The sequence below is a fragment of the Allobosea sp. GW821-FHT03A12 genome, assembly GCF_058986765.1.
Genome location: NZ_JBYSVZ010000003.1, coordinates 462715 through 483136, shown reverse-complemented (window position 1 = coordinate 483136; position 20422 = coordinate 462715). Strand labels below are relative to the sequence as shown.

Annotated in this window: 17 protein-coding genes; 15 read left to right on the top strand and 2 right to left on the bottom strand. The window is 67.6% G+C overall.

Annotation, left to right across the window (positions count from 1 at the left end):
• Nucleotides 1-93 precede the first annotated feature (93 nt).
• The 8 genes from AC3WLC_RS09945 to AC3WLC_RS09910 all read left to right on the top strand — a co-directional run bounded on the left by AC3WLC_RS09945 (nt 94) and on the right by AC3WLC_RS09910 (nt 9653).
• A complete protein-coding gene (locus AC3WLC_RS09945) occupies nt 94-1602 on the top strand; it encodes an NAD-dependent succinate-semialdehyde dehydrogenase (RefSeq protein ID WP_493684528.1) in 1509 nt (502 codons plus the stop codon).
• Nucleotides 1603-1635: 33 nt separating this feature from the next.
• The gene (locus AC3WLC_RS09940) at nt 1636-3027 is read left to right on the top strand and encodes an aspartate aminotransferase family protein (RefSeq protein WP_493683774.1); all 1392 of its coding nucleotides are present in this window, start codon (nt 1636-1638) and stop codon (nt 3025-3027) included.
• A gap of 184 nt (nt 3028-3211) precedes the next feature.
• A complete protein-coding gene (locus tag AC3WLC_RS09935; RefSeq protein WP_493683773.1) occupies nt 3212-4225 on the top strand; it encodes a substrate-binding domain-containing protein in 1014 nt (337 codons plus the stop codon).
• A 63-nt stretch (nt 4226-4288) separates the two neighbouring features.
• Entirely contained in the window at nt 4289-5569 is a 1281-nt protein-coding gene (locus tag AC3WLC_RS09930) for an ABC transporter substrate-binding protein (RefSeq protein ID WP_493683772.1), read from the top strand.
• A gap of 80 nt (nt 5570-5649) precedes the next feature.
• Nucleotides 5650-6504, top strand: coding sequence for a carbohydrate ABC transporter permease (locus AC3WLC_RS09925; protein ID WP_493683770.1), 855 nt, complete (start codon nt 5650-5652; stop codon nt 6502-6504).
• A complete protein-coding gene (locus tag AC3WLC_RS09920) occupies nt 6501-7307 on the top strand; it encodes a carbohydrate ABC transporter permease (protein ID WP_493683769.1) in 807 nt (268 codons plus the stop codon). The genes AC3WLC_RS09925 and AC3WLC_RS09920 overlap by 4 nt, the downstream gene beginning before the upstream one ends.
• Before the next feature lie 10 nt (nt 7308-7317).
• Nucleotides 7318-8367 carry an ABC transporter ATP-binding protein gene (locus tag AC3WLC_RS09915; protein WP_493683768.1) on the top strand — a complete coding sequence of 350 codons (1050 nt, stop codon included), beginning with the start codon at nt 7318-7320 and terminating at the stop codon, nt 8365-8367.
• Between the two features lie 11 nt (nt 8368-8378).
• Nucleotides 8379-9653 (top strand): MGH1-like glycoside hydrolase domain-containing protein, encoded by a 1275-nt coding sequence (locus tag AC3WLC_RS09910; RefSeq protein WP_493683767.1) that lies wholly within the window; start codon nt 8379-8381, stop codon nt 9651-9653.
• A 128-nt stretch (nt 9654-9781) separates the two neighbouring features.
• Here AC3WLC_RS09910 and AC3WLC_RS09905 read toward each other — a convergent pair whose 3' ends face one another.
• Nucleotides 9782-10834, bottom strand: coding sequence for a LacI family DNA-binding transcriptional regulator (locus tag AC3WLC_RS09905; protein ID WP_493683766.1), 1053 nt, complete (start codon nt 10832-10834; stop codon nt 9782-9784).
• Nucleotides 10835-10893: 59 nt separating this feature from the next.
• The gene (locus tag AC3WLC_RS09900) at nt 10894-12093 is read right to left on the bottom strand and encodes a hypothetical protein (protein WP_493683765.1); all 1200 of its coding nucleotides are present in this window, start codon (nt 12091-12093) and stop codon (nt 10894-10896) included.
• 129 nt (nt 12094-12222) lie between these two features.
• Here AC3WLC_RS09900 and AC3WLC_RS09895 point away from each other — a divergent pair, with 129 nt between their 5' ends.
• From AC3WLC_RS09895 to AC3WLC_RS09865, 7 genes are all read left to right on the top strand, one after another.
• On the top strand, nt 12223-13134 hold the full coding sequence (locus AC3WLC_RS09895; RefSeq protein WP_493683763.1) for a carbohydrate ABC transporter permease: 912 nt from the start codon (nt 12223-12225) through the stop codon (nt 13132-13134).
• A 133-nt stretch (nt 13135-13267) separates the two neighbouring features.
• A complete protein-coding gene (locus AC3WLC_RS09890) occupies nt 13268-14020 on the top strand; it encodes a carbohydrate ABC transporter permease (RefSeq protein ID WP_493684527.1) in 753 nt (250 codons plus the stop codon).
• A gap of 34 nt (nt 14021-14054) precedes the next feature.
• Nucleotides 14055-15137, top strand: coding sequence for an ABC transporter ATP-binding protein (locus AC3WLC_RS09885; protein WP_493683762.1), 1083 nt, complete (start codon nt 14055-14057; stop codon nt 15135-15137).
• A 47-nt stretch (nt 15138-15184) separates the two neighbouring features.
• Nucleotides 15185-16468 (top strand): ABC transporter substrate-binding protein, encoded by a 1284-nt coding sequence (locus AC3WLC_RS09880; protein WP_493683761.1) that lies wholly within the window; start codon nt 15185-15187, stop codon nt 16466-16468.
• Between the two features lie 66 nt (nt 16469-16534).
• Nucleotides 16535-18406 carry a DUF2264 domain-containing protein gene (locus AC3WLC_RS09875; protein WP_493683760.1) on the top strand — a complete coding sequence of 624 codons (1872 nt, stop codon included), beginning with the start codon at nt 16535-16537 and terminating at the stop codon, nt 18404-18406.
• Between the two features lie 267 nt (nt 18407-18673).
• Nucleotides 18674-19960 (top strand): flavin-containing monooxygenase, encoded by a 1287-nt coding sequence (locus AC3WLC_RS09870; RefSeq protein ID WP_493683758.1) that lies wholly within the window; start codon nt 18674-18676, stop codon nt 19958-19960.
• 45 nt (nt 19961-20005) lie between these two features.
• Nucleotides 20006-20422, top strand: a complete 417-nt coding sequence (locus AC3WLC_RS09865) for a RidA family protein (protein WP_493683756.1) — start codon at nt 20006-20008, stop codon at nt 20420-20422.

Sequence of the window (20422 nt, the reverse complement as noted above, 5' to 3'; positions counted from 1 at the left end):
ATTGTCTCGGTGCGCAGCCGGCACTTCGAAGACAGTCTCGCCAGTGTTCCGCCTAGCCTCGTCGTCAACCGAGGGAGGATGGTCATGAACGCAATGACGAGCACGGCAAGACGCGAAACCGCGATCGCCAAGCCGCCGGAGCATCCCGGCCTGTCGCGCCTGACGGATCGCCGCCTGCTTCGGCAGCTTTCCTATATCGGCGGGCGCTGGACCGCTGCGCCGGACGGCGAGACCTTCCCGGTGACCGATCCCGCCACCGGCGCCCTCGTCGCACAGGTCGCTGCGCTGGGCGCGAGCGAAGCGACGCAGGCGATCGACGCGGCTCACAGAGCCTTCCCGGCCTGGAAAGCGCTGCTGCCACAAGAGCGCGCCGAGCTGCTGCGGCGCTGGCATGCCGCGATGCTGGCGGCAGCGGAGGATCTCGCGCTGCTGATGACGCTGGAGCAGGGCAAGCCGCTGGCGGAATCGCGCGGCGAGATCGCCTATGCCGCCGACTTCATCGCCTATTACGCAGAGGAAGCGCTGCGGGTGAATGCCGAGGGCGTCACCAGCCACCTGCCGGGTGCGCAGATGTCGCTGTCGCGCGAACCGGTCGGCGTCGCCGCCTTGCTGACCCCCTGGAACTTCCCCTCCGCCATGCTGACGCGCAAGGCCGCCGCCGCGCTCGCCGCCGGCTGCACAATCGTCGCCCACCCCTCCTCGCATACCCCGCTCTCGGCGCTGGCCCTGGCCGAGCTCGCCGACCGCGCCGGACTGCCGGCCGGCGTCTTCAACGTCGTCACCGGCGAGGCCGCGCCGATCGCCGAGACCTATTGCGCCGATACGCGGGTGCGTGCCGTCAGCTTCACCGGCTCGACCGAGATCGGCCGGATCGTCGCCCGCAATGCGGCCGCGACCGTCAAGCGCGTGGTTATGGAGCTCGGCGGCCATGCCCCGCTGATCGTCTTCGACGATGCCGACCTCGACCGCGCCGTCGCGATTGCGATCGACGCCAAATTCGCGACCTCCGGCCAGGACTGCCTCGCGGCCAACCGGATCTATGTGCAGCGCCGCCTCTACGAGCGCTTCTCCGCCGCCTTCGGCGAGAAGACCGCGGCGCTACGGGTCGGCTCAGGCCTGGAGGACGGTGTCGAGATCGGGCCGCTGATGCACGCCGCTGCCAAGCGCAAGGCCGAAGCGCAGATCGTCGATGCGCTGGCGCGCGGCGCAAGGCGGCTGACGCCGGAGCGCGCCATGCCCGGCCCGCTCTTCCTGGTGCCGACCGTCCTCGCCGATGTCCCGGACGAGGCGCTGATCATGCGCGAGGAGACCTTCGCGCCGGTCGCCGCCATCGCTCCCTTCGACAGCGAGGACGAGGTGATCGCCCGCGCCAACGACACCGAATACGGCCTCGTCGCCTATGTCGTGACCCGCGACGGCGCCCGCGCCGCCCGCCTCGCCAAAGCGCTCGACTACGGCATGGTCGCGGTCAACCGCGTCAAGATCACCGGCGCACCGATCCCGTTCGGCGGGGTGAAGCAATCCGGCCTCGGCCGCGAGGGCTCGCGCCACGGCCTCGAGGCCTTCACCGACCTCAAATATGTCTGCCTCGACCTGAACTGAGGCACCCCTCTCCTTCTCATCAGGATGAATGCGATGCTCGACCAGCCCGCCCGCACCGACAACGAACTGGACGCCTGGGACCGCGACCACTTCTTCCATCCCTCGACGCATATGGGCCAGCACGCCCGCGGCGAGACGCCGAACCGGATCATCGCCGGCGGCGAGGGCGTCTACATCGTCGACCGCGACGGCAAGCGCAGCCTCGACGCTTTCGCCGGGCTCTATTGCGTCAATGTCGGCTATGGCCGGAAATCGATCACCGATGCGATCGCCGAGCAGGCAGCGAAGCTGCCCTACTACCACGCCTATGTCGGCCATGGCTCCGAACCCTCGATCAGGCTCGCCAAGATGGTGGTTGAGCGGGCGCCCAAGGGCATGAGCCGCGTCTTCTTCGGGCTCTCGGGCTCGGACGCCAACGAGACCAATCTCAAGCTGGTCTGGTACTATAATAACGTCCTGAAGCGGCCGGAGAAGAAGAAGATCATCTCGCGCTGGCGCGGCTATCACGGCTCCGGCGTGATGACCGGCAGCCTCACCGGCCTTGCCGCCTTCCACAACCTGTTCGACCTGCCGAAGGCGCCGGTGCTGCACACCGAGGCGCCCTATTACTACCGCCGCGCCGATCGCAGCATGAGCGAGGAGCAATTCTCGCAGCACTGCGCCGACAAGCTGGAGGAACTGATCCAGGCCGAGGGACCGGAGACGATCGCCGCCTTCATCGGCGAGCCGGTGCTCGGCACCGGCGGCATCGTGCCGCCGCCCGCCGGCTATTGGGCGAAGATCCAGGCGGTGCTCAGGAAGTACGACATCCTGCTGATCGCCGACGAGGTCGTCACCGGCTTCGGCCGTCTCGGCAGCATGTTCGGCTCCGACCACTACGGCATCGAGCCCGACCTCATCACCATCGCCAAGGGCCTGACCTCGGCCTATGCGCCGCTCTCCGGCGTCATCGTCTCGGAAAAGCTCTGGCGCGTGCTGGAACAGGGCTCGGACGAATACGGCCCGATCGGCCATGGCTGGACCTATTCCTCGCATCCGCTCTGTGCAGCCGCCGGCGTCGCCAATCTCGAGCTGGTCGACGAGCTCGATCTCGTGCGCAATGCCGGCGAGGTTGGCGCCTATTTCAACGCGGCGCTCAAGGAAGCCGTCGGCAGACACGCCTATGTCGGCGAGGTCCGTGGCGAGGGCCTGCTGGCGGCAGTCGAGTTCGTCCGCGATCGGGATGACCGCGTTTTCTTCGACGCCTCGCAGAAGGTCGGCCCGCGCATCGCCGCCGCTTTGCTGGATCAGGGCGTCGTCGCCCGCGCCATGCCGCAGGGCGACATCCTCGGCTTCGCACCGCCGCTCTGCCTGACGCGGGCCGAGGCCGACCAGGTCGTCGATGCGACGCGGCGCGCCGTGGATGCTGTCGCCAATACGCTCTAGCGCCCTCGATCGATCGGCTCGCCGCGGAAGACCACGCGCTACCGTCCCCGAGGGATGGCGGGCGGTCTTCCGCGGCGCGATGACGATAGCCGCATCACCTGAGTAGCCGAGATGCAAGGGCTGAGCGGCATCTTGACTCCCGTTCACGGCCCAATAAGTTTCCAAAACGTTTTGGAGACCCGTTTTGAGCTCTCTCAAGGCCCTGGCAAAGCATCTCGGGCTCTCGATCACCACGGTGTCGCGGGCTCTCGACGATTATCCGGACGTCGCGCCGGCGACGCGCGAGCGCGTCCGGCATGCGGCGCGCGAGGCCAATTACCGCCCGCACAGCGCCGCCCGGCGCCTGCGCAAGGGCACCGGCGAGACGGTCGCCTTCGTCATGCCGGCCCAGCCCGGACATTTTCACGAGCCGGTCTTTGCAGAGCTGCTGGCGGCGATCGGGGAAAAGCTCGCGGCGGAGCAGCACGACCTGATCCTGCTCGCGGCCCGCCCCGGCCTGGAAGAGATGGCGACCTATCGCCGGCTGGTGGAGAGTGGCCGTGCCGACGCTTTCATCCTCGCCCGCACCCGCCGCAAGGACGAGCGTGTCGCCTATCTCGAGGCGAAGGGCGTTCCCTTCATCTGCCATGGCCGGACCGAGACGAAGCGGCCTTACGCCTTCGTCGACGGTGATGGGCAGGCCGGCTTCAAGGCGCTGACGACGCGTCTGATCGGGCTCGGGCATCGCCGGATCGCGCATCTGTCGGCACCGTCCTATCTCACCTTCGCGACGCTGCGTGCAGCAGGTTGGCGGCAGGCGATGACGGAAGGCGGCCTCGACGAGGCGGCGCAGCAGCTCTTCGTCGAAGGCGAGCCGACCGAGGCGGACGGCCACCGCCTCGCTGCCGAATTGCTGGCCGGTCCGCGGCCGCCGACGGCGCTTGCCTGCGCCACCGACCGGATGGCGCTCGGCGCGATGCAGGCCGTCGCCGAGGCCGGGCTCGCGATCGGCTCCGACATCGCCGTCACCGGCCACGACAACATCCCCGCCGCTTCCTATGCCCGGCCGGGGCTGACCACCATGGAGCTGCCGCCAACCGAGGTCGGCGCGCGGCTCGCCGCCATGGTCCTCGCCCGCATGGGCGGAGGTGATCCGCGCGAACTCTCGACCGTGCTCGACCTGCGCCAGATGCCGCGAGGTTCGAGCGGCGAAGCCTGAGTTTCCAAAGCTGGACTGAAGCGGCCGGCACGGGCCGCGCGAAAACGACTGCAGAGGGAGGGTATGATGAAAGCCATTCTTGCGAGTGCCGGCGCCGGCGCATTCCTGCTCACAGCGAGCCTCGCCGCCGCGCAGGACGTCAACTTCCTGTCGACGCAGCTGCGGCCGGTCGAGGAAGCGCAGAAGGTCCGCCAGGTGCTGCTCAAGGGCGTGCCGGGCAAGGTCGCCTATCTGGTCGAGGAGCCGCCGCAATTCGACGTGCGCATGAAGGCCGAGGGCAAGGCCGGCAAGCGCACGATCAGCCTCGCCGGCGCGCTGCACGGCGAACTGCAGCCGCTCGTCACCTCCGGCGATATCGAGCCGATCGATGATATCGCCGCGAAGCTGGCCGATCGCGGCATCCCGCAAGGGCTGATGGAGCTCGGCAAGCTCGGCACCGGCAAACAGGTCTACATCCCCTGGATGCAGGCGACCTACATCATGGTCGCGCGCAAGGAGGCGCTCGCCTCGCTGCCGGCCGGGGCCGACGTCAACGCTCTGACCTATGACCAGCTCGAAGCTTGGGGCAAGGCACTGACCGAGAAGACCGGCAAGCGCCTGATCGGCTTCCCGGCCGGGCCGAAGGGGCTGATGCCGCGGTTCTACCAGGGCTATCTCTACCCCTCCTTCACCGGCGGGGTGGTGACGCCGTTCCGCTCGGCCGAGGCCGAGGCGATGTGGGGCAAGTTCAAGGGCCTCTGGCAGTACGTCAATCCGAACTCGACCAGCTACGACTTCATGCAGGAGCCGCTGATGGCCGGCGAGGTTTGGGTGGCGTTCGACCATGTCGCGCGCGTCAAGGACGCGCTGGTGCAGGAGCCCGACAAATACGTGACCTTCCCGGCGCCGGCTGGTCCGAAGGGGCGTGGCTACATGCCGGTCATCGCCGGCCTCGCCATCCCGAAGGGCGCGCCCGACCGGGCGGGAGCCGCTGCGGTGATCGAGCACCTGACCAAGCCCGAGACGCAGGTGAAGACCGCGGCCGAGGTCGGCTTCTTCCCGGTGGTGAAGGCCGATCTGCCGGCCGATCTCCCGCCGGGCATCAAGCTGATCGCCGAGGGCGTTGCCAAGACGCAAGGCGCGAAGGATGCGCTGCCGGCGCTGCTGCCGATCGGGCTCGGCGACAAGGGCGGCGAGTTCAACAAGGTCTTCTCCGACAGCTTCCAGCGCATCGTGCTGCGCGGCGAGAACCCGCGCGCGGTGCTCGATGCGCAGGCCGCCGTGCTCAAGGGGCTGATGGAGACGACCAAGGCGCCATGCTGGGCGCCGGACAAGGCGAGCGAAGGCGCCTGCCCGGTGAATTGACCCGAACCTTTCCTCCCCACTGGGCGGCCTGCGGGCCGCCCGCTTTTTCCGCTCTTTCGTGAGCTGCCGTCGGGATCGCCATGAAGCGAGCACAGTCGCGAGCCCTCCCCTATCTGCTGCTGGCGCCGTCGCTGGTCTTCCTGGCGGCGATCTTCCTGCTGCCGCTGGTGCAGACGATTGCGCTCTCCTTCAGCGAAGGCGGAGCAGCTTCGCTCGGCAATTACCGGCGCATGGTCTCGGACCTGAATTTCGGCCCGGCCCTGCGCAACACCTTCCTGCTCGTCCTCGTGGTCGTGCCGATCCAGCTCGCGCTCGCCCTTGGGCTGAGCGTGATGATCGAGAAGATCGGCCGCGGGCGCGATCTCGTGCTCTGGGTCTGGACGATCCCGCTCGGCGTCTCCGATCTCGCCGCCGGCCTGGTCTGGCTCGCGATCCTGCAGGACCGCGGCTATCTCAACAGCGCGCTCTACGGTCTCGGACTGATCGACGGGCCGACCGCCTGGCTGACCTATGAGACCCCCGGCACGCTCTTCCTTGGCGTCGTCCTGGCCGAGATCTGGCGCGCCACAGCGATCGTTCTGGTTATCCTGGTCGCCGGCCTGCAGCTCATCCCCAGGGAATATCGCGAGGCGGCCGAGGTCTTCGGCGCCAGGCCCTGGACGATCTTCCGCCTGATAACCCTGCCGCTGCTCAAGCCCAGCATCCAGACGGCGCTGATCCTGCGCACCGTGCTCGCCTTCGAGGTCTTCGCGGTGGTCTACGCCATCGGCGGCACCAATTTCCCGGTGCTGGTCGGCGAGGCCTACACCTGGCAGAACGCCAACCAGAACACCGGCGTCGCCGCCGCCTATGCGATGCTGATCGTGGTGATCTCGCTCGCCGCGACGGCGATCTACCTGCGGGTGCTGCGCGTGCCGGCGGAGCAGCAGCCATGAGCGGCCTGAAGCGCACCGCCTTCTGGACCGGCGTCGTCGCGCTTTGCGCCTGGGTGCTGGTGCCGATCTGGCTGATCGCGCTCGGCGCCTTCGGCGGCCGCAGCGGCGTCTTCCGCTGGCCGAAATCGCTCTGGCCGGGCGATGCCTCGCTCGCCGCCCTGCAGACCTTCCTCGCGGTCGAAGGCGTCTGGCCGGCAATGATCAACAGCATCATTGCGGCGCTGACCTGCATGGCGCTCTCGATCGGCCTTGGCGCACCGGCCGGCTATGCGCTGGCGCGCTTCTCCTTCCGCGGCCAGAACGCCTATCGCCTGCTGATCCTGCTGACCCGCGCCTTCCCGCTCGCCATCCTGGCGCTGCCGCTGACGGTCGCCTTCATTCGCATCGGGCTCTACGACACCGCCTTCGGCGTCGGCCTGGTCCATACGGCGCTGGCACTACCCTTTGCCGCGCTGGTCTCGGCCAGTCTGTTCCAGGCGATCCCGCGCGAGCTGGAAGAGGCCGCCTGGGTCTTCGGCTGCAGCCGCTGGCAGGCTTTCCGCAAAGTGGTGCTGCCATTGGCTCTGCCCGGCATCGCCGCGGCGGCGATCTTCGCCTTCGTCATCTCCTGGAACGAGGTCTTCGCCGCCTCGGTGCTCTCGGTGAAGAACCGCACGCTCACCGCCTATCTGCTGACGGTGCTGGCGGAATCGCCGCTGCATTTCCGCTTCGCCGGCGGCTTCCTGCTGATCCTGCCCTCGCTCGCCTTCATCTTCGCGGTCCGGAAATACCTGTTCGCGATGTGGGGCATCACCAACCGCTGACGGGAACGACATGGCCGAGATCACCATCGACGGTATCGCCAAATCCTTCGGCGCGACGCGGGCGCTGGAGCAGATCGACCTTTCCGTCGCCGACGGCGAGTTCGTCGCCCTGCTCGGCCCCTCCGGCTGCGGCAAGACCACGCTGCTGCGGATCATCGCCGGGCTGGAGAGCGCGACGAGCGGGCGCATCGTCATTGGCGGCCGCGATCTCACCGACGTGCCGACGCGCCGGCGCGGGCTCGCCATGGTGTTCCAGAACTACGCCGTCTTCCCGCATATGACCGTCTACGAGAATGTCGGCTTCGGGCTGCGCATGCAGGGCGCCGACGAGGGGCGGATCAAGGCGCAGGTCGGCAAGGCGGCCGAGCTCCTGCACATCACGCCCTATCTCGACCGCTATCCGGCGAAGCTCTCGGGCGGACAGCGCCAGCGCGTCGCGGTCGCCCGCGCGCTCGCGGTCGAGCCGCCGGTGCTGCTCATGGACGAGCCACTCTCCAATCTCGATGCGCTGCTGCGGCTCGAAATGCGCGCCGAGCTCAAGGCGGTGCTGCGCGAGGCCAGGACCACGACGATCTACGTCACCCATGACCAGACCGAGGCGATGGGATTGGCCGATAGGATCGCGGTGATGCATGGCGGGCGCATCGAGCAGATCGACCGGCCAACCGAGGTTTATGAGCACCCGGCGACGACCTTCGTCGGCGGCTTCGTCGGCAGCCCGCCGATGAACTTCCTGCCGGTCACCGTCGAGAATTCGCGGCTGGAGCTGGCGGGTGCGAACCTGCCGGTGCCGAAGGCTTCCGGCGATCTGCTGATGGGCGTCCGGGCCGAGGACCTGATGCCCGTCGCCCCTGGCGAGGGCCTGCCCTTCGACATCGCGGTGGTCGAGCCGCTCGGCGCGCATGATCTCGTCACCGGCCGCAGCGGCTCGACGCTGCTGCGCGTCGCAGCTCCCGCCGGCAGCGGCCACAAACCTGGAACGCGGATCGGCCTCAAGCCCGACCCGAAACGACTGGTCTGGATGGATCCGGCAACCGGCCGGACGCTCCCGACGCAATGATGGATTAGGACATGACGACGATCGACATCGAGGCGGCCCGCGCCATCCTGCGCGCCAATGACCGCGGCGGCTATACGGTCCCGACCGACCGGCTCTACCCGTTCCAGTGGAATTGGGATTCGGCCTTCGTCGCGATGGGCTGGGCGACCTTCGACGAGGAGCGTGCCTGGCGCGAGCTGGAGCGGCTGGTCGAAGGGCAATGGGACGATGGCATGGTGCCGCATATCGTCTTCCATGCGCCGAGCGACGACTATTTCCCGGGGCCGGACGTCTGGCGTACCCGTCATGCCATCCCGACCTCGGGCATCACCCAGCCGCCGGTCTTCGCGACGGCGCTGCGCCGCGTCTTCGAGATCGCGCGGGGGCCTGACGCACAGGTGCGCGCCGCCCGGCTCTATCGCTGTGCTCTCGCCTCGCATGACTGGTGGGAGAAGGCCCGCGATCCCGAAGGGACCGGCCTCGTCGCCATCCTGCATCCCTGGGAATCCGGCATGGACAACAGCCCGGCCTGGGACGAGGCGATGGCGCGCCTGACGGTCACTCCGACGACGCCGATCCGGCGTCGCGACACCTCGCATATCGGCGCCGATATGCGCCCGCGCGACGAGGACTATCGCCGCTTCATCGCACTGGTCGATCTCTATGCCGGGCTCGGCTGGGAGCCCGCGGCGATGTGGCGGGCCTCGCCCTTCAAGCTCGTCGACGTCGCGACCAACGCGATCCTGCACAAGGCGGAAGAGGATCTGCTGGTGCTGGCCGCGCAGTTCGGCAGCGCCGCGGAGCGCAGCCGGATCGAGGCACGGATGGCGCGCCGGGCTGCGGCCTTCGCTGGGCTCTGGAGGGAGGATCGGCGAATCTACCAGGCGTGCGACCTCGGCACGGGCAAGACGGTCGAAGCCTCGACCTCGGCTGGCCTGCTGCCGCTGTTCGCCGGCATCCCCGCAGCCGGGCAGGCCGCCGCCCTCGCCGAGGAACTGGAAAGCTGGCTCGCCAGGGCGCCCTATCCGGTGCCGAGCACCTCGCCGCTCGACCCCCGTTTCGAGCCGAAGCGGTACTGGCGCGGCCCCGTCTGGGCGGTGGTGAACTTCATGATCGCCGAGGGCTTCGAGCGCTACGGACACACGGCGCTCGCCAGCCGGATCCACGTCGCCACGCAGACGCTGATGCGGGATGGCGGCATCGCCGAATATTTCGACCCGACCTCCGGCGAAGGACTCGGTGGCGGCCATTTCTCCTGGACCGCGGCGATCCGTTTGCTGCTGGCCGAACGACGAAGCGCTTCATGACATCCTCGAGGTCAGGAGCCGAAAGGGGCTGTTCCACCTCGCCAAGCACCTCGTCGAGGCTATTCGCGGAGTAGCCTCTTCCTGGATGAAGCACGTCGCGCCGCAGCGAAATGCCTCGGCCGGTGCAGCTACTCCGCGGATGCGATCTGACCGATGGTCGCCCGCTCGATCAGCCTGACGCCGATATTCACGCGCAGGACGCTGGCCTCCGGCTCGGCGATCCGGCGCATCAGCGATTGCACGCCGAGCCGCCCGAGCTCGCCGCGATCGATCCGGATCGTGGTCAAGGGCGGGCGGCTGTGGGTCGCGATCGAGATGTCGTCGATGCCGATGACGGAGACGTCGTCGGGCACCCGGACTCCTTCGCTCTGCAGCCCCTGCATCACGCTGAGTGCAACGACATCGGTCGCGCAGAAGAACGCGGTCACACCGTCCAGGCGCCCATCCTGCAGGGTTTGCCTGATGGCGCGCTGCGCCTGGGGCAGCTCGACCTTCATCTGGAACAGGTCGATCAGGTGCTTGTTGGGGTCGAATTCAATCCCGGCTTCCTCGATCGCCATCTTGAAGCCCTCGAGGCGGCGCTGCATCGACAGCCGGTGCCGCGAGGCCACATGAACGATGCGCCTGTGGCCAGCCTCCAGCAGCCGGCGCGTCGCCAGCCAGCCGGCGCTCCAGTTGTCGGGCAACACGCAATCGAGCCGCATCGTGCGGTCCATGCCGTTGACCAGCACCGCCGGTAGCTTCGAGCCGACGAGCCTGTCGATGACGGCGGGGTCGTCCATGCCGACGGCCATGAACGCGCCCGGCCGGGCGGCGAGCAATTCGTCGAGCTCGGCGATGACCCGGCCATCGGCATGGGAGGTCAGCCGGACATCGAGCTTCAGCGAGTTCGCCGCGGCCTCGGCGATGATGCTCTGGACGACGCCCTCGTAGAACTGCGAGTTCGAATAGGCCTCGGCCGGGATGATCAGCAGCGCGCCGTCGACGCCGGCCTTCTGCAGCGAGCGGGCGCTGCGATTGCCCTGATAGCCCAGCTGTTCCGCCAGGCCGAGGATCCGGCGGCGGCTCTCGTCGCCGACGCCGCCGCGATTATTCAGCACCTTGGAGACGGAGGCGACCGAGACGCCCGCCGCATCGGCGATGTCGCGCAAGGTCGGCGCCAGGGTCTCGTCTTCGCTCATCCGGGCCACTTCTGCAGACCGCTCCCATGACGGGAGAAACAGGGACTAAAAACGCCCCATCACGACCAGAAGAACCGGTCGTGACCGAGCGAGCGCATCAACGCCTCCATAAAGTAATAATCACCATAGGGAAGCATCGTATCGGCATAGCCGGCCCTGACATGCGAGGCGCCATGGGCGAGGAGCCCGAGCGCCTGGGGATCGCGGGTCAGGTCGCAGTGATCGAGCAGGCCGGCCAGCAGCCGGTCGCCCAGCGCACGCCAGCGCGCCGCCTCCTCGGGCTCGGACTGGTCGGCCAGGAGATAGACGCCCGCCGCCATGATCGCGGCGGCTGAGCTGTCGCGATGCGTCCCGCGCTGGTCCTGCGCGCCGAAGTCCCAGGCCGGCACGGCGTCGCCCTCCATCAGCGCCTCGGCCTTGGCCGCGAGCCGCCGGGCCGCGTCGGCATAGCCCGGATTGCCCGTGGTCAGGGCCGATTGCGCGAAGCCGTGGATCAGCCAGGCCTGGCCGCGCGACCAGCAGGAGTCGTTGGCATAGCCCTGATGGGTCTCGCCGCGCAGCGGCCTGCCGCTCGCGATGTCGAAGACGAAGGTGTGGAAGGAGCTGTCGTCGGGCCGCACGATATGGTCGAGCGTCGTCTGCGCATGCGCATCGGCCGCCTCGCGGAAATCCGCCCGGCCGGTCTCGCGATGCGCCCAGTAGAGCAGTGCGAGATTCTGCATGGTGTCGGCGATGATCCGGCCATTGGCGAACTCGGCCTGCATGCGCTGGGAATGAACCTGCCTGGCATTCCAGGCCTGGATGTAGCGCCCGTCGGGCCGGTAGCGGCCGACCAGCTGCCGTGCCGCGGCGAGCGCCATCTCGTGCGCCTCGGCATCTCCCGTCATCAGCCATTCGGCGACGCAGCTCAGCGAGAACTGGAAGCCGAGGTCGTGATTCTGCGCATTCTGATAGTCGAGGATGCCACGGAACACCGCTCGCCGTGCCCGCGCCGCATTGAGGAAGGCCGGATCCCCGGTCAATTGCAGCGCCAGCCAGAGCTGCCCGGCCTGGAAGCTGACCACCCAGTCATAGGGGCCGCAATAGACCCAGCTGTTGTCGGGCAGGCCGATCTTGGGATTGCGCAGGCCGATCACGGGCATGGTCTGGCGCAATTTGGCGACGCAGCGCTCCAGTGCCTCCTGATGAGGCCGCGTGTCGCGCCTGGCGGCGGCGGCGGCCTCGACCGTCGAGAAATAGGTGCTTGGCTCGATGCGCATCGCTTGCCTCCCATGGACAAGCATTTTTCGCATTATCGAATTAATTTCGTCAATAACGAAAATTTCTCTTGCTGACAATATTTTTCCTTCCTATCGTTCGGCAACATCGATAGGCCCTGGGGAGGAGCCATGCCGAACGCGGCAGCAGCGAGTGTGCGCGCCGTCCAGCGGGACGACTTCGCCGGCTATGGCTTCCTGCTGCCGTGGCTGCTCGGCTTCCTGCTGCTCACGCTGGGGCCCGTCGCGGCGTCGTTCTACCTGTCGCTGACCGATTATAGCGGCCTGTCGGCACCGAACTGGGTCGGCATCGAGAACTACACCCGGATAGCCGCCGACGATCCGCGCTTCGTCACCGCGATGACGGTGACCTTCACCTTCGTGCTGCTGTCGGTACCGCTCAAGCTGATCTTCGCCCTCGGCGTCGCGGTTGCGCTGAACAAGGGGCTCGCCGGCCTCTCCTTCTTCCGGGCGGTGTTCTACCTGCCCTCGCTGATCGGCGGCAGCGTCGCGATCGCCGTGCTTTGGCGCCAGGTCTTCGCCGGCGACGGGCTCCTCAACCAGGCCCTGCACGCGCTGTTCGGCTATGAGGGGCCGAGCTGGATCGCCAATCCATCGACCTCGCTCTACACGCTCGTCCTGCTGGCGGTCTGGCAGTTCGGCTCGTCGATGATCATCTTCCTCGCCGGCTTGCGCCAGATTCCGCAGGACATCTACGAAGCTGCCAGCATCGACGGCGCCCAGCCCGTCCGGCAGTTTTTCAAGATCACCCTGCCGCTGCTCACGCCGGTGATCTTCTTCAACGCCGTCATCCAGACGATCGACGCGTTCAAGGCCTTCACCTCGGCCTTCGTGATCAGCGACGGCACCGGCGGGCCGATCGACTCGACGCTGTTCTACACGCTCTATCTCTACCAGGAGGCCTTCACGAACTTCCGCTTCGGCTACGCCTCGGCACTGGCCTGGATCCTGGTGCTGATCATCGCGGCCTTCACTGCGCTGTCATTCCTGTCGGCGCGCTACTGGGTCCATTACGATGACTGAGGTGGTCCGCGCTCCCGCCATCGCGCTGCCGGCCGCTGCGAGCCGGGCCGATAGCGCTTCGCCTTGGCGGCGCGCCTTCGCCTATGCGCTGCTCATCGCCGCGACCTTCGTGCTGCTCTATCCGCTGCTCTGGATGGTGGCGAGCTCGCTGCGGCCGGACTCCGAGATCTTCCATTCGACCTCGCTGATCCCGCAAGCTCCGACCTTGGACGCCTATCGCCGCGGCTGGAACGGGCTGAGCGTCGGCTTCGGCCAGCTCTTCCTCAACTCGCTGCTGATCGCGGTGCTGGTCGTCATCGGCAACGTGATGTCCTGCGCGATGGCGGCCTATGCCTTCACGCGGCTGCGCTTCCGGGGCCGGGGCTTCTGGTTCGCGATGATGCTGGGCACGCTGATGCTGCCGCAGCATGCCGTGCTGATCCCGCAATACATCATGTTCCTGAAGCTCGGCTGGGTGAACACCATCCTGCCGCTGACGATCCCGAAATTCCTCGCGGTCGACGCCTTCTTCGTCTTCCTGATGGTGCAGTTCTTCCGCGGCATCCCGCGTGAGCTCGACGAGGCGGCGGTGATGGACGGCTGCGGGCCGCTGCGCATCTTCCTGAAGGTGATCCTGCCGCTGTCGACGCCGGTGCTGGCGACCGCCGCGGTGTTCTCCTTCATCTGGACCTGGGACGATTTCTTCGCGCCGCTGATCTATCTGAACGACATCGAGAAATACACGGCCCAGCTCGGCCTGCGCACCTTCGTCGACTCGGCCGGGCAATCGGACTGGGGCGCGCTCTTTGCGATGTCGACGCTCACCGTCCTGCCGATCTTCATCCTGTTCCTGGTGTTCCAGCGCCTGCTGATCGAGGGCATCGCCACGACCGGGATGAAGCGATGACCCGCCCCTCTCGCCCCACGGGACGACAGCCGAGATGACCACGCTATCGCTCACTCAGGTTCAGAAGCGCTTCGGCGCCGTCGAGGTCATTCGCGGCATCGACCTCTCGATCACGAGCGGCGAATTCGTCGTCTTCGTCGGCCCCTCCGGCTGCGGCAAGTCGACCTTGCTCAGGATGATCGCCGGCCTGGAGCCGATCTCCGGCGGCGAATTGTCGATCGGCGGCATCAGGATGAATGACACGGCGGCCTCGCAGCGCGGCATCGCCATGGTCTTCCAGTCCTACGCGCTCTACCCGCATATGAGCGTCTACAAGAACATGTCGTTCGGCCTCGAAACGGCGCGCATGGCGAAGGCCGAGATCGACCGGCGCGTGCGCAAGGCCGCCGAGATCCTGCAGATCACGCCGCTGCTCGAGCGCAAGCCGCGCCAGCTCTCGGGCGGCCAGCGCCAGCGCGTCGCCATCGGCCGCGCCATCGTTCGCGACCCCAAGATCTTCCTGTTCGACGAGCCGCTGTCCAATCTCGACGCGGAACTCCGCGTCCAGACCCGCGTCGAGATCGCCAAGCTCCATGCCGACATCGGCGCGACCATGATCTACGTCACGCACGACCAGGTCGAGGCGATGACGCTGGCCGACCGGATCGTGGTGCTGCGCGCCGGCATCGTCGAGCAGCACGGCACGCCGCTCGACATCTACAACAAGCCGGCCAACCGCTTCGTCGCGGGCTTCATCGGCTCGCCCAAGATGAACTTCATCGACGTTAAGGCCGCAGCCAGCAGCGCCGATGCCGCCACGATCGGCCTCGGCGCGAGCCGGTTCAGCCTGCCGACCCAGCGCGGGATCGATCCCGGCGAGACGCTGTCGCTGGGGGTCCGACCAGAGCATGTGATCACCGGAGGCACGCCCGAGATCGACCTCGGCCCGCTCGCGATCATCCATGTCGAGCAGCTCGGCGGCCAGACCATCGCCTATGGCCGTCTCGCTGACGGCCAGGCGCTCAATGTGGTGCTCGAAGGCCAGCGCCAAATCAATGCCGGCGACAGCCTGCCGGTCGGCGCGATGGCTGAGGGCTGCCATCTCTTCGCAGACGACGGACTGCGCCTGAACAGCTGAAGCCGGGATCGACGACGACAACAACACTATTCGGGGAGGAGAAAGAGATGCTCAGCAGACGCGACACCCTGCGTGGCGGCCTGGCGCTCGGCGCGACGGCCCTCGCTCCATCGGCGGGCTTTCGTGCCCTGGCGGCCGAAACCGTCATGCGCCTCTACTGGTGGGGCACACCCACCCGCACGGAGCGGACGCTGGGCGTCGCCCGGCTGTTCGAGGCGGCCAATGCCGGGGTCAAGATCAATGGCGAGGTCGGTGGCGCCGACTACTGGTCGAAGCTGACGACGATGATCGCCGGCGGCAACGCGCCCGACATCTTCCAGCTCGAGCCCGGCCGTTTCCCGGACTACAGCCGCCGCGGCGCCACGCGGCCGCTCGACGACTATCTCGGCAAGATCATCCGGACCGACCGGCTTTCGCCCGGCGTGCTGGCGCTCGGCACGGTCGACGGCAAGGTCATGGGCATGCCTCTGTCGCTCAACGCCTTCGCGCTGCTCTACCATACCGAGCCGTTCAGGGAGACCGGCATCGCGCCGCCGACACCCAAGACGACCTGGGACGAGTTCGCCAAGCTCTGCATCGATCTGACCAAGGCGATGGGCAGGAAGAACGTCTGGGCCGTCGGCAACTGCTCGCGCTACATGCAGACCTTCCAGTCCTGGCTGCTCCAGCGCGGCAAGCTGATCTTCACCGAGGAAGGCCGGCCGGGCTTCGACGCCAAGGACGGCGCCGAATGGTTCGCCTATTGGGAGGCGCTCGCCAAGGCAGGCGGCTGCGCCAGCGCGGAAGTTCAGGCCCTCGACAAGGCCAATGTCGACAGCAACCAGATGGCGCGCGGCAATGCCGTCATGACGCTGTCCTATTCCAACCTGCTGGCCGCCTATCAGGCGGTCGCCAAATCCCCGCTCGACCTGACGGCGCTGCCGATCCTGAACCAGTCGGCGCCATCCGGCCTGTTCTACCGGCCGGGCCTGCACTGGGCGATCGCGAGCACGACAAAGTCGCCGGAGCTGGCAGCCCGCTTCATCGATTTCTTCGTCAACGACGTCGAAGCGGGCAAGGTGCTCGGCGTCGAGCGCGGCGCCCCGATCAACCAGGACGTGATGGCGGCGATCGCCCCGACGATCGATCCGCTGGAGCGCAAGGTGCTCGACTATCTCAAGCTGATCGAGAGCCGTGTCGGTCCCTATCCCCCGCCCTTCCCGCTCGGCACCTCCGAGTTCGACGAGCGCTCCTTCCGTTCGATCGCCGACAAGGTCGCGTTCGGACAGCTCAGCCCGACCAAGGCCGGCGAGCAGCTGCTCGCCGACGCCCTGCGCATCATCAAGCCGTAGCGGCGCAGCATCGCGGAGCACCAGTACGGCGCTCCGTTTCGGATTTTCGGCCGGCGACAGGTGACCATGAGCGATACGATCTATCCGGAAGGGCTCTTCCGCCCCTGGTCCGGCAATCCGCTGCGTAGTCGCGCCGATGTCGAACAGGCGCTTCGCGTCCTGGCCGAGCCGGTCGAACGCTATCGCTCGGCCGGCGGAGCGCGCTTACGTCTCTCCGCCACCGCCGCGCATTTCGACCATGCGCCGGCGGACATGGAGGGCTACGCCCGCCTGCTCTGGGGCCTGGCTCCGGCGCAGGCGGGCGGTGCCGACTGGATCGACTGGGGGCCGATCGCGCGCGGCCTCGCCAATGGCTGCGATCCCGACCATCTGGAATTCTGGGGCTGGCCGGGCCAGGTCGACCAGCGCTTGGTCGAATTGGCGGCGATCGGCTTCGCCCTGCGCCTGGTGCCCGACAAGCTCTGGGAGCCTCTCGACGCCCGCGCCCGCACGCAGGTCGCCGACTATCTCAGGCGCGGCCACGCCTGCGATTTCGCCGACAACAACTGGAAGTTCTTCCGGCTGATGATCGGCATGGGGCTCGCCAGCGTCGGCGCCGACTATGACCGCTCGCTCGACGAGCGTTACGCCGAGGAGATCGAGGCGTTCTATTTCGGCGACGGCTGGTACAGCGACGGCAATGTCCGGCGCGCCGACCATTACATACCCTTCGCCTTCCATTTCTACGGACCGCTGCTGGCCGCGTTGCGAGGCGGCCAGCATGCCGACGACTACCGCGAGCGCGCCCGGCTGATTGCGCCCGATATCGCGCGCTGGTTCGCCGATGATGGCCCGGCTATCGCCTTCGGGCGCTCGATGACCTACCGCTTCGCCATCGCCGGCTTCTGGGGGGCGCTTGCCCTGATCGGCGAGGAAGCGCTGCCCTGGGGCCAGATCAAGGGCTTCTATCTGCGCAATCTGCGCTGGTGGGCGCAGCGCCCGATGGCCGAGCGCGACGGCATCCTGCCCGTCGGCTATGGCTATCCCGACCTGCACATGTGCGAGAGCTACAACTCGCCGCAATCGCCCTACTGGGCCTTCAAGGCCTTCCTGCCGCTCGCTTTGCCGAAGGAGCATCCGTTCTGGGCAGCAGAGGAAGCGCCCTGCCCGCCGCGGCCGGCGCCTGCGGTGCTGCCCCACGCCGGCATGGTGGTGGCCAATCCGCCCGGCGATGCCGTCGCCTTGGTCTGCGGCCAGCAGACCGAGCCGACCAATCGCTGGGCCCGCCTCGGCGCGCAGAAATACGCGAAGTTCGCCTATTCGGCGCGCTACGGCTTCAGCATCGAGAGCGACCCCTTACGCCTGTCCGAAGCCGTGCTCGACAACATGATCGGCTTCAGCAGCGACGGGCAGCATTACCGTTTCCGCGAATACAACGAGGAAGCGCTGCTCGCCGGCGATCTCCTGTTCGCGCGCTGGCGCCCCTATGCCGATGTCGCGGTCGAGAGCTGGGTGTACTGGCAGGACGACCACCATGTCCGGGTGCATCGCGTCACGACGCCGCGCCAGCTCGTTACGCTCGAAGGAGGCTTCGCGATCCCGCGCCCGCCGGGACCTGCCGACGGGCACCGCGCCGAGCCCGGAGAAGCCATCATCCGGACATCAGCCGATCTGTCGGCGCTGTTCGATCTCTCGCCGAGCCTCCGGCGCGACGGCAAGGCCCAGATCGCGCCGCCCAACACCAATCTGGTCGCCCCCAAGACGCTGGTCCCGCAACTGGCCGGTGAGCTGCCGGAGGGCGTCTCGGTGCTGGCTTGCGCCGTGATCGCCGGCCCACGTTCGGCGGCGCTCGACGCTTCGGTCGAGGCAATCCGGCGGATACCGCAGGACCTCGTCATGCTCGAAGACAAGGTGGCGCGGCTCGGCCGGCCGATCAGCCTGATGCGGCGGCCGGGCTGAACGCGGTGCGCCCTCGGTGGCGGCAGGGCTGCTCCTACGCCTCCGAGGTCGATGCAGAATGGTTTGCGACCTCCTACTGGACCAGCTGACACGCCCATGCTCGCCGCTGGCAACCGGCAATGCGCCGAGCCCGCAGAGCGTGACCGTTTCGGGGCTTCCTAAGCACTGCCGCAAGATTTCATATTTTTCCGGGATCGAGCCGCCCATTAGACCAGTGCCATGACGCGCCCCCTGGGGGGAGCGCGAGAACATCGGCAAGGGCGGACAATGTCAGTTGAGAAGATAGACACGCTCGTCATCGGCGCCGGCCAGGCGGGGCTTGCCATGAGCGAGCATCTTGGCCGCAGCGGCGTGCCGCATCTCGTGCTGGAGCGGCATCGCATCGCCGAGCGCTGGCGCTCGGAACGCTGGGACTCGCTCGTCGCCAATGGTCCGGCCTGGCATGACCGCTTTCCCGGCATGACCTTCGGCGATGTCGAAAGCAGCGTCGGGCCGGACGATTTTCCGGGCAAGGAAACCGTCGCCGATTACTTCGTCGCCTTTGCCAAGAAGATCGCGGCTCCGATCCGCTGCGGCGTCGAGGTGCTGAAGGTCGAGCGCAATGCGGGCCGCCCGGGCTTTCGGGTCGAGACCTCTGAGGGGGCGATCGAGGCCGAGCGCATCGTCGCTGCGACCGGCCCCTTCCAGACGCCCGTCATCCCCCCTGTGGTTCCCGAGCGGGCCGGCCTGCTGCAGATGCACTCGACCGGCTACCGCAATCCCGCGCAATTGCCTGATGGTGCGGTGCTGGTCGTCGGCTCCGGCTCGTCTGGCACCCAGATCGCCGAGGAGCTGATGCAGGCGGGGCGGCGCGTCTATCTCTCGGTGGGACCGCATGACCGACCGCCGCGGGGCTATCGCGGCCGCGACTTCTGCTGGTGGCTGGGCGTGCTCGGCAAATGGGACGCTGCAACCCGCGAAGCGGGCAAGGAGCATGTCACCATCGCCGTCAGCGGCGCGCAGGGTGGCCACACCATCGATTTCCGCCGTCTCGCCGCCCGGGGCATGATCCTGGTCGGCCGGACCGACGCCTGCACGGACGGCGTCGTCCGCTTCGCGCCCGATCTCGTCGAGAACCTGCGGGCCGGCGACGAGAACCATGATGCCCTGCTCGACGAGGCCGACGCCTATATCGCCCGCAACGGCCTCGACCTGCCCGAGGAACCTGATGCCCGCGACCGCGTCCCGAATGCCGACTGCATCGCCCGGCCGATCCTGTCGCTCGATCTTGCGCAGACCGGCATCGGCACGATCATCTGGGCGACGGGTTTTGCCGCCGATTATGGCTGGATGCAGGTCGACGCCTTCGACGAGAGCGGCAAGCCCCGGCACCAGCGCGGCGTCTCCTCGGAGCCCGGCATCTATTTCCTCGGCCTGCCCTGGCAGTCGCGGCGCGGCTCCAGCTTCATCTGGGGCGTCTGGCACGATGCGAAATACGTCGCCGACCAGATCGTGATCCAGCGCCAGTACATGGCCTATGACGCCGCCGCCCGGGGCGAGCTCGAGCCGGCCTGACGCGTAGCGACGCGATATAGTTCAACAGATCCGATGGAGGCCGAGATGGCGCATACCCGCATCCGCAAGTTCAACACCAAGGATACCTATCCCGAGCAGAAGCTCGACAATGACCTCGCCCAGGCGGTGGTGACGAAAGGCGGCAAGATCGTCTGGCTGCGCGGCCAGTGCCCGCAGAATCTCGACGATGCCAAGAACATCGACAGCCACGACCCGGCCGAGCAGACCCACAAGGTCATGCAGAACATCAAGCAGCTGATCGAGGAGGCCGGCGGCCAGATGGAGCATCTGGTCAAGGTCGTCGTCTACATCACCGACGTTCGCCATCGCGAGGCGGTCTACCGCACCATGGGCGAATACATCAAAGGCGTGCATCCGGTCTCGACCGGCCTCGTGGTGCAGGCGCTCGCCCGGCCGGAATGGCTGGTCGAGATCGACGGCACCGCCGTGATCCCGGAGTGA

Coding starts and splice junctions, on each gene's coding strand:
- AC3WLC_RS09945 (WP_493684528.1), top strand. CDS start 94: ATGACGAGCACGGCAAGACGCGAAACCGCGATCGCCAAGCCGCCGGAG.
- AC3WLC_RS09875 (WP_493683760.1), top strand. CDS start 16,535: ATGAGCGATACGATCTATCCGGAAGGGCTCTTCCGCCCCTGGTCCGGC.
- AC3WLC_RS09885 (WP_493683762.1), top strand. CDS start 14,055: ATGACCACGCTATCGCTCACTCAGGTTCAGAAGCGCTTCGGCGCCGTC.
- AC3WLC_RS09925 (WP_493683770.1), top strand. CDS start 5,650: ATGAAGCGAGCACAGTCGCGAGCCCTCCCCTATCTGCTGCTGGCGCCG.
- AC3WLC_RS09940 (WP_493683774.1), top strand. CDS start 1,636: ATGCTCGACCAGCCCGCCCGCACCGACAACGAACTGGACGCCTGGGAC.
- AC3WLC_RS09890 (WP_493684527.1), top strand. CDS start 13,268: ATGGTGGCGAGCTCGCTGCGGCCGGACTCCGAGATCTTCCATTCGACC.
- AC3WLC_RS09920 (WP_493683769.1), top strand. CDS start 6,501: ATGAGCGGCCTGAAGCGCACCGCCTTCTGGACCGGCGTCGTCGCGCTT.
- AC3WLC_RS09900 (WP_493683765.1), bottom strand. CDS start 12,093: ATGCGCATCGAGCCAAGCACCTATTTCTCGACGGTCGAGGCCGCCGCC.
- AC3WLC_RS09910 (WP_493683767.1), top strand. CDS start 8,379: ATGACGACGATCGACATCGAGGCGGCCCGCGCCATCCTGCGCGCCAAT.
- AC3WLC_RS09870 (WP_493683758.1), top strand. CDS start 18,674: ATGTCAGTTGAGAAGATAGACACGCTCGTCATCGGCGCCGGCCAGGCG.
- AC3WLC_RS09915 (WP_493683768.1), top strand. CDS start 7,318: ATGGCCGAGATCACCATCGACGGTATCGCCAAATCCTTCGGCGCGACG.
- AC3WLC_RS09905 (WP_493683766.1), bottom strand. CDS start 10,834: ATGAGCGAAGACGAGACCCTGGCGCCGACCTTGCGCGACATCGCCGAT.
- AC3WLC_RS09880 (WP_493683761.1), top strand. CDS start 15,185: ATGCTCAGCAGACGCGACACCCTGCGTGGCGGCCTGGCGCTCGGCGCG.
- AC3WLC_RS09865 (WP_493683756.1), top strand. CDS start 20,006: ATGGCGCATACCCGCATCCGCAAGTTCAACACCAAGGATACCTATCCC.
- AC3WLC_RS09895 (WP_493683763.1), top strand. CDS start 12,223: ATGCCGAACGCGGCAGCAGCGAGTGTGCGCGCCGTCCAGCGGGACGAC.
- AC3WLC_RS09930 (WP_493683772.1), top strand. CDS start 4,289: ATGATGAAAGCCATTCTTGCGAGTGCCGGCGCCGGCGCATTCCTGCTC.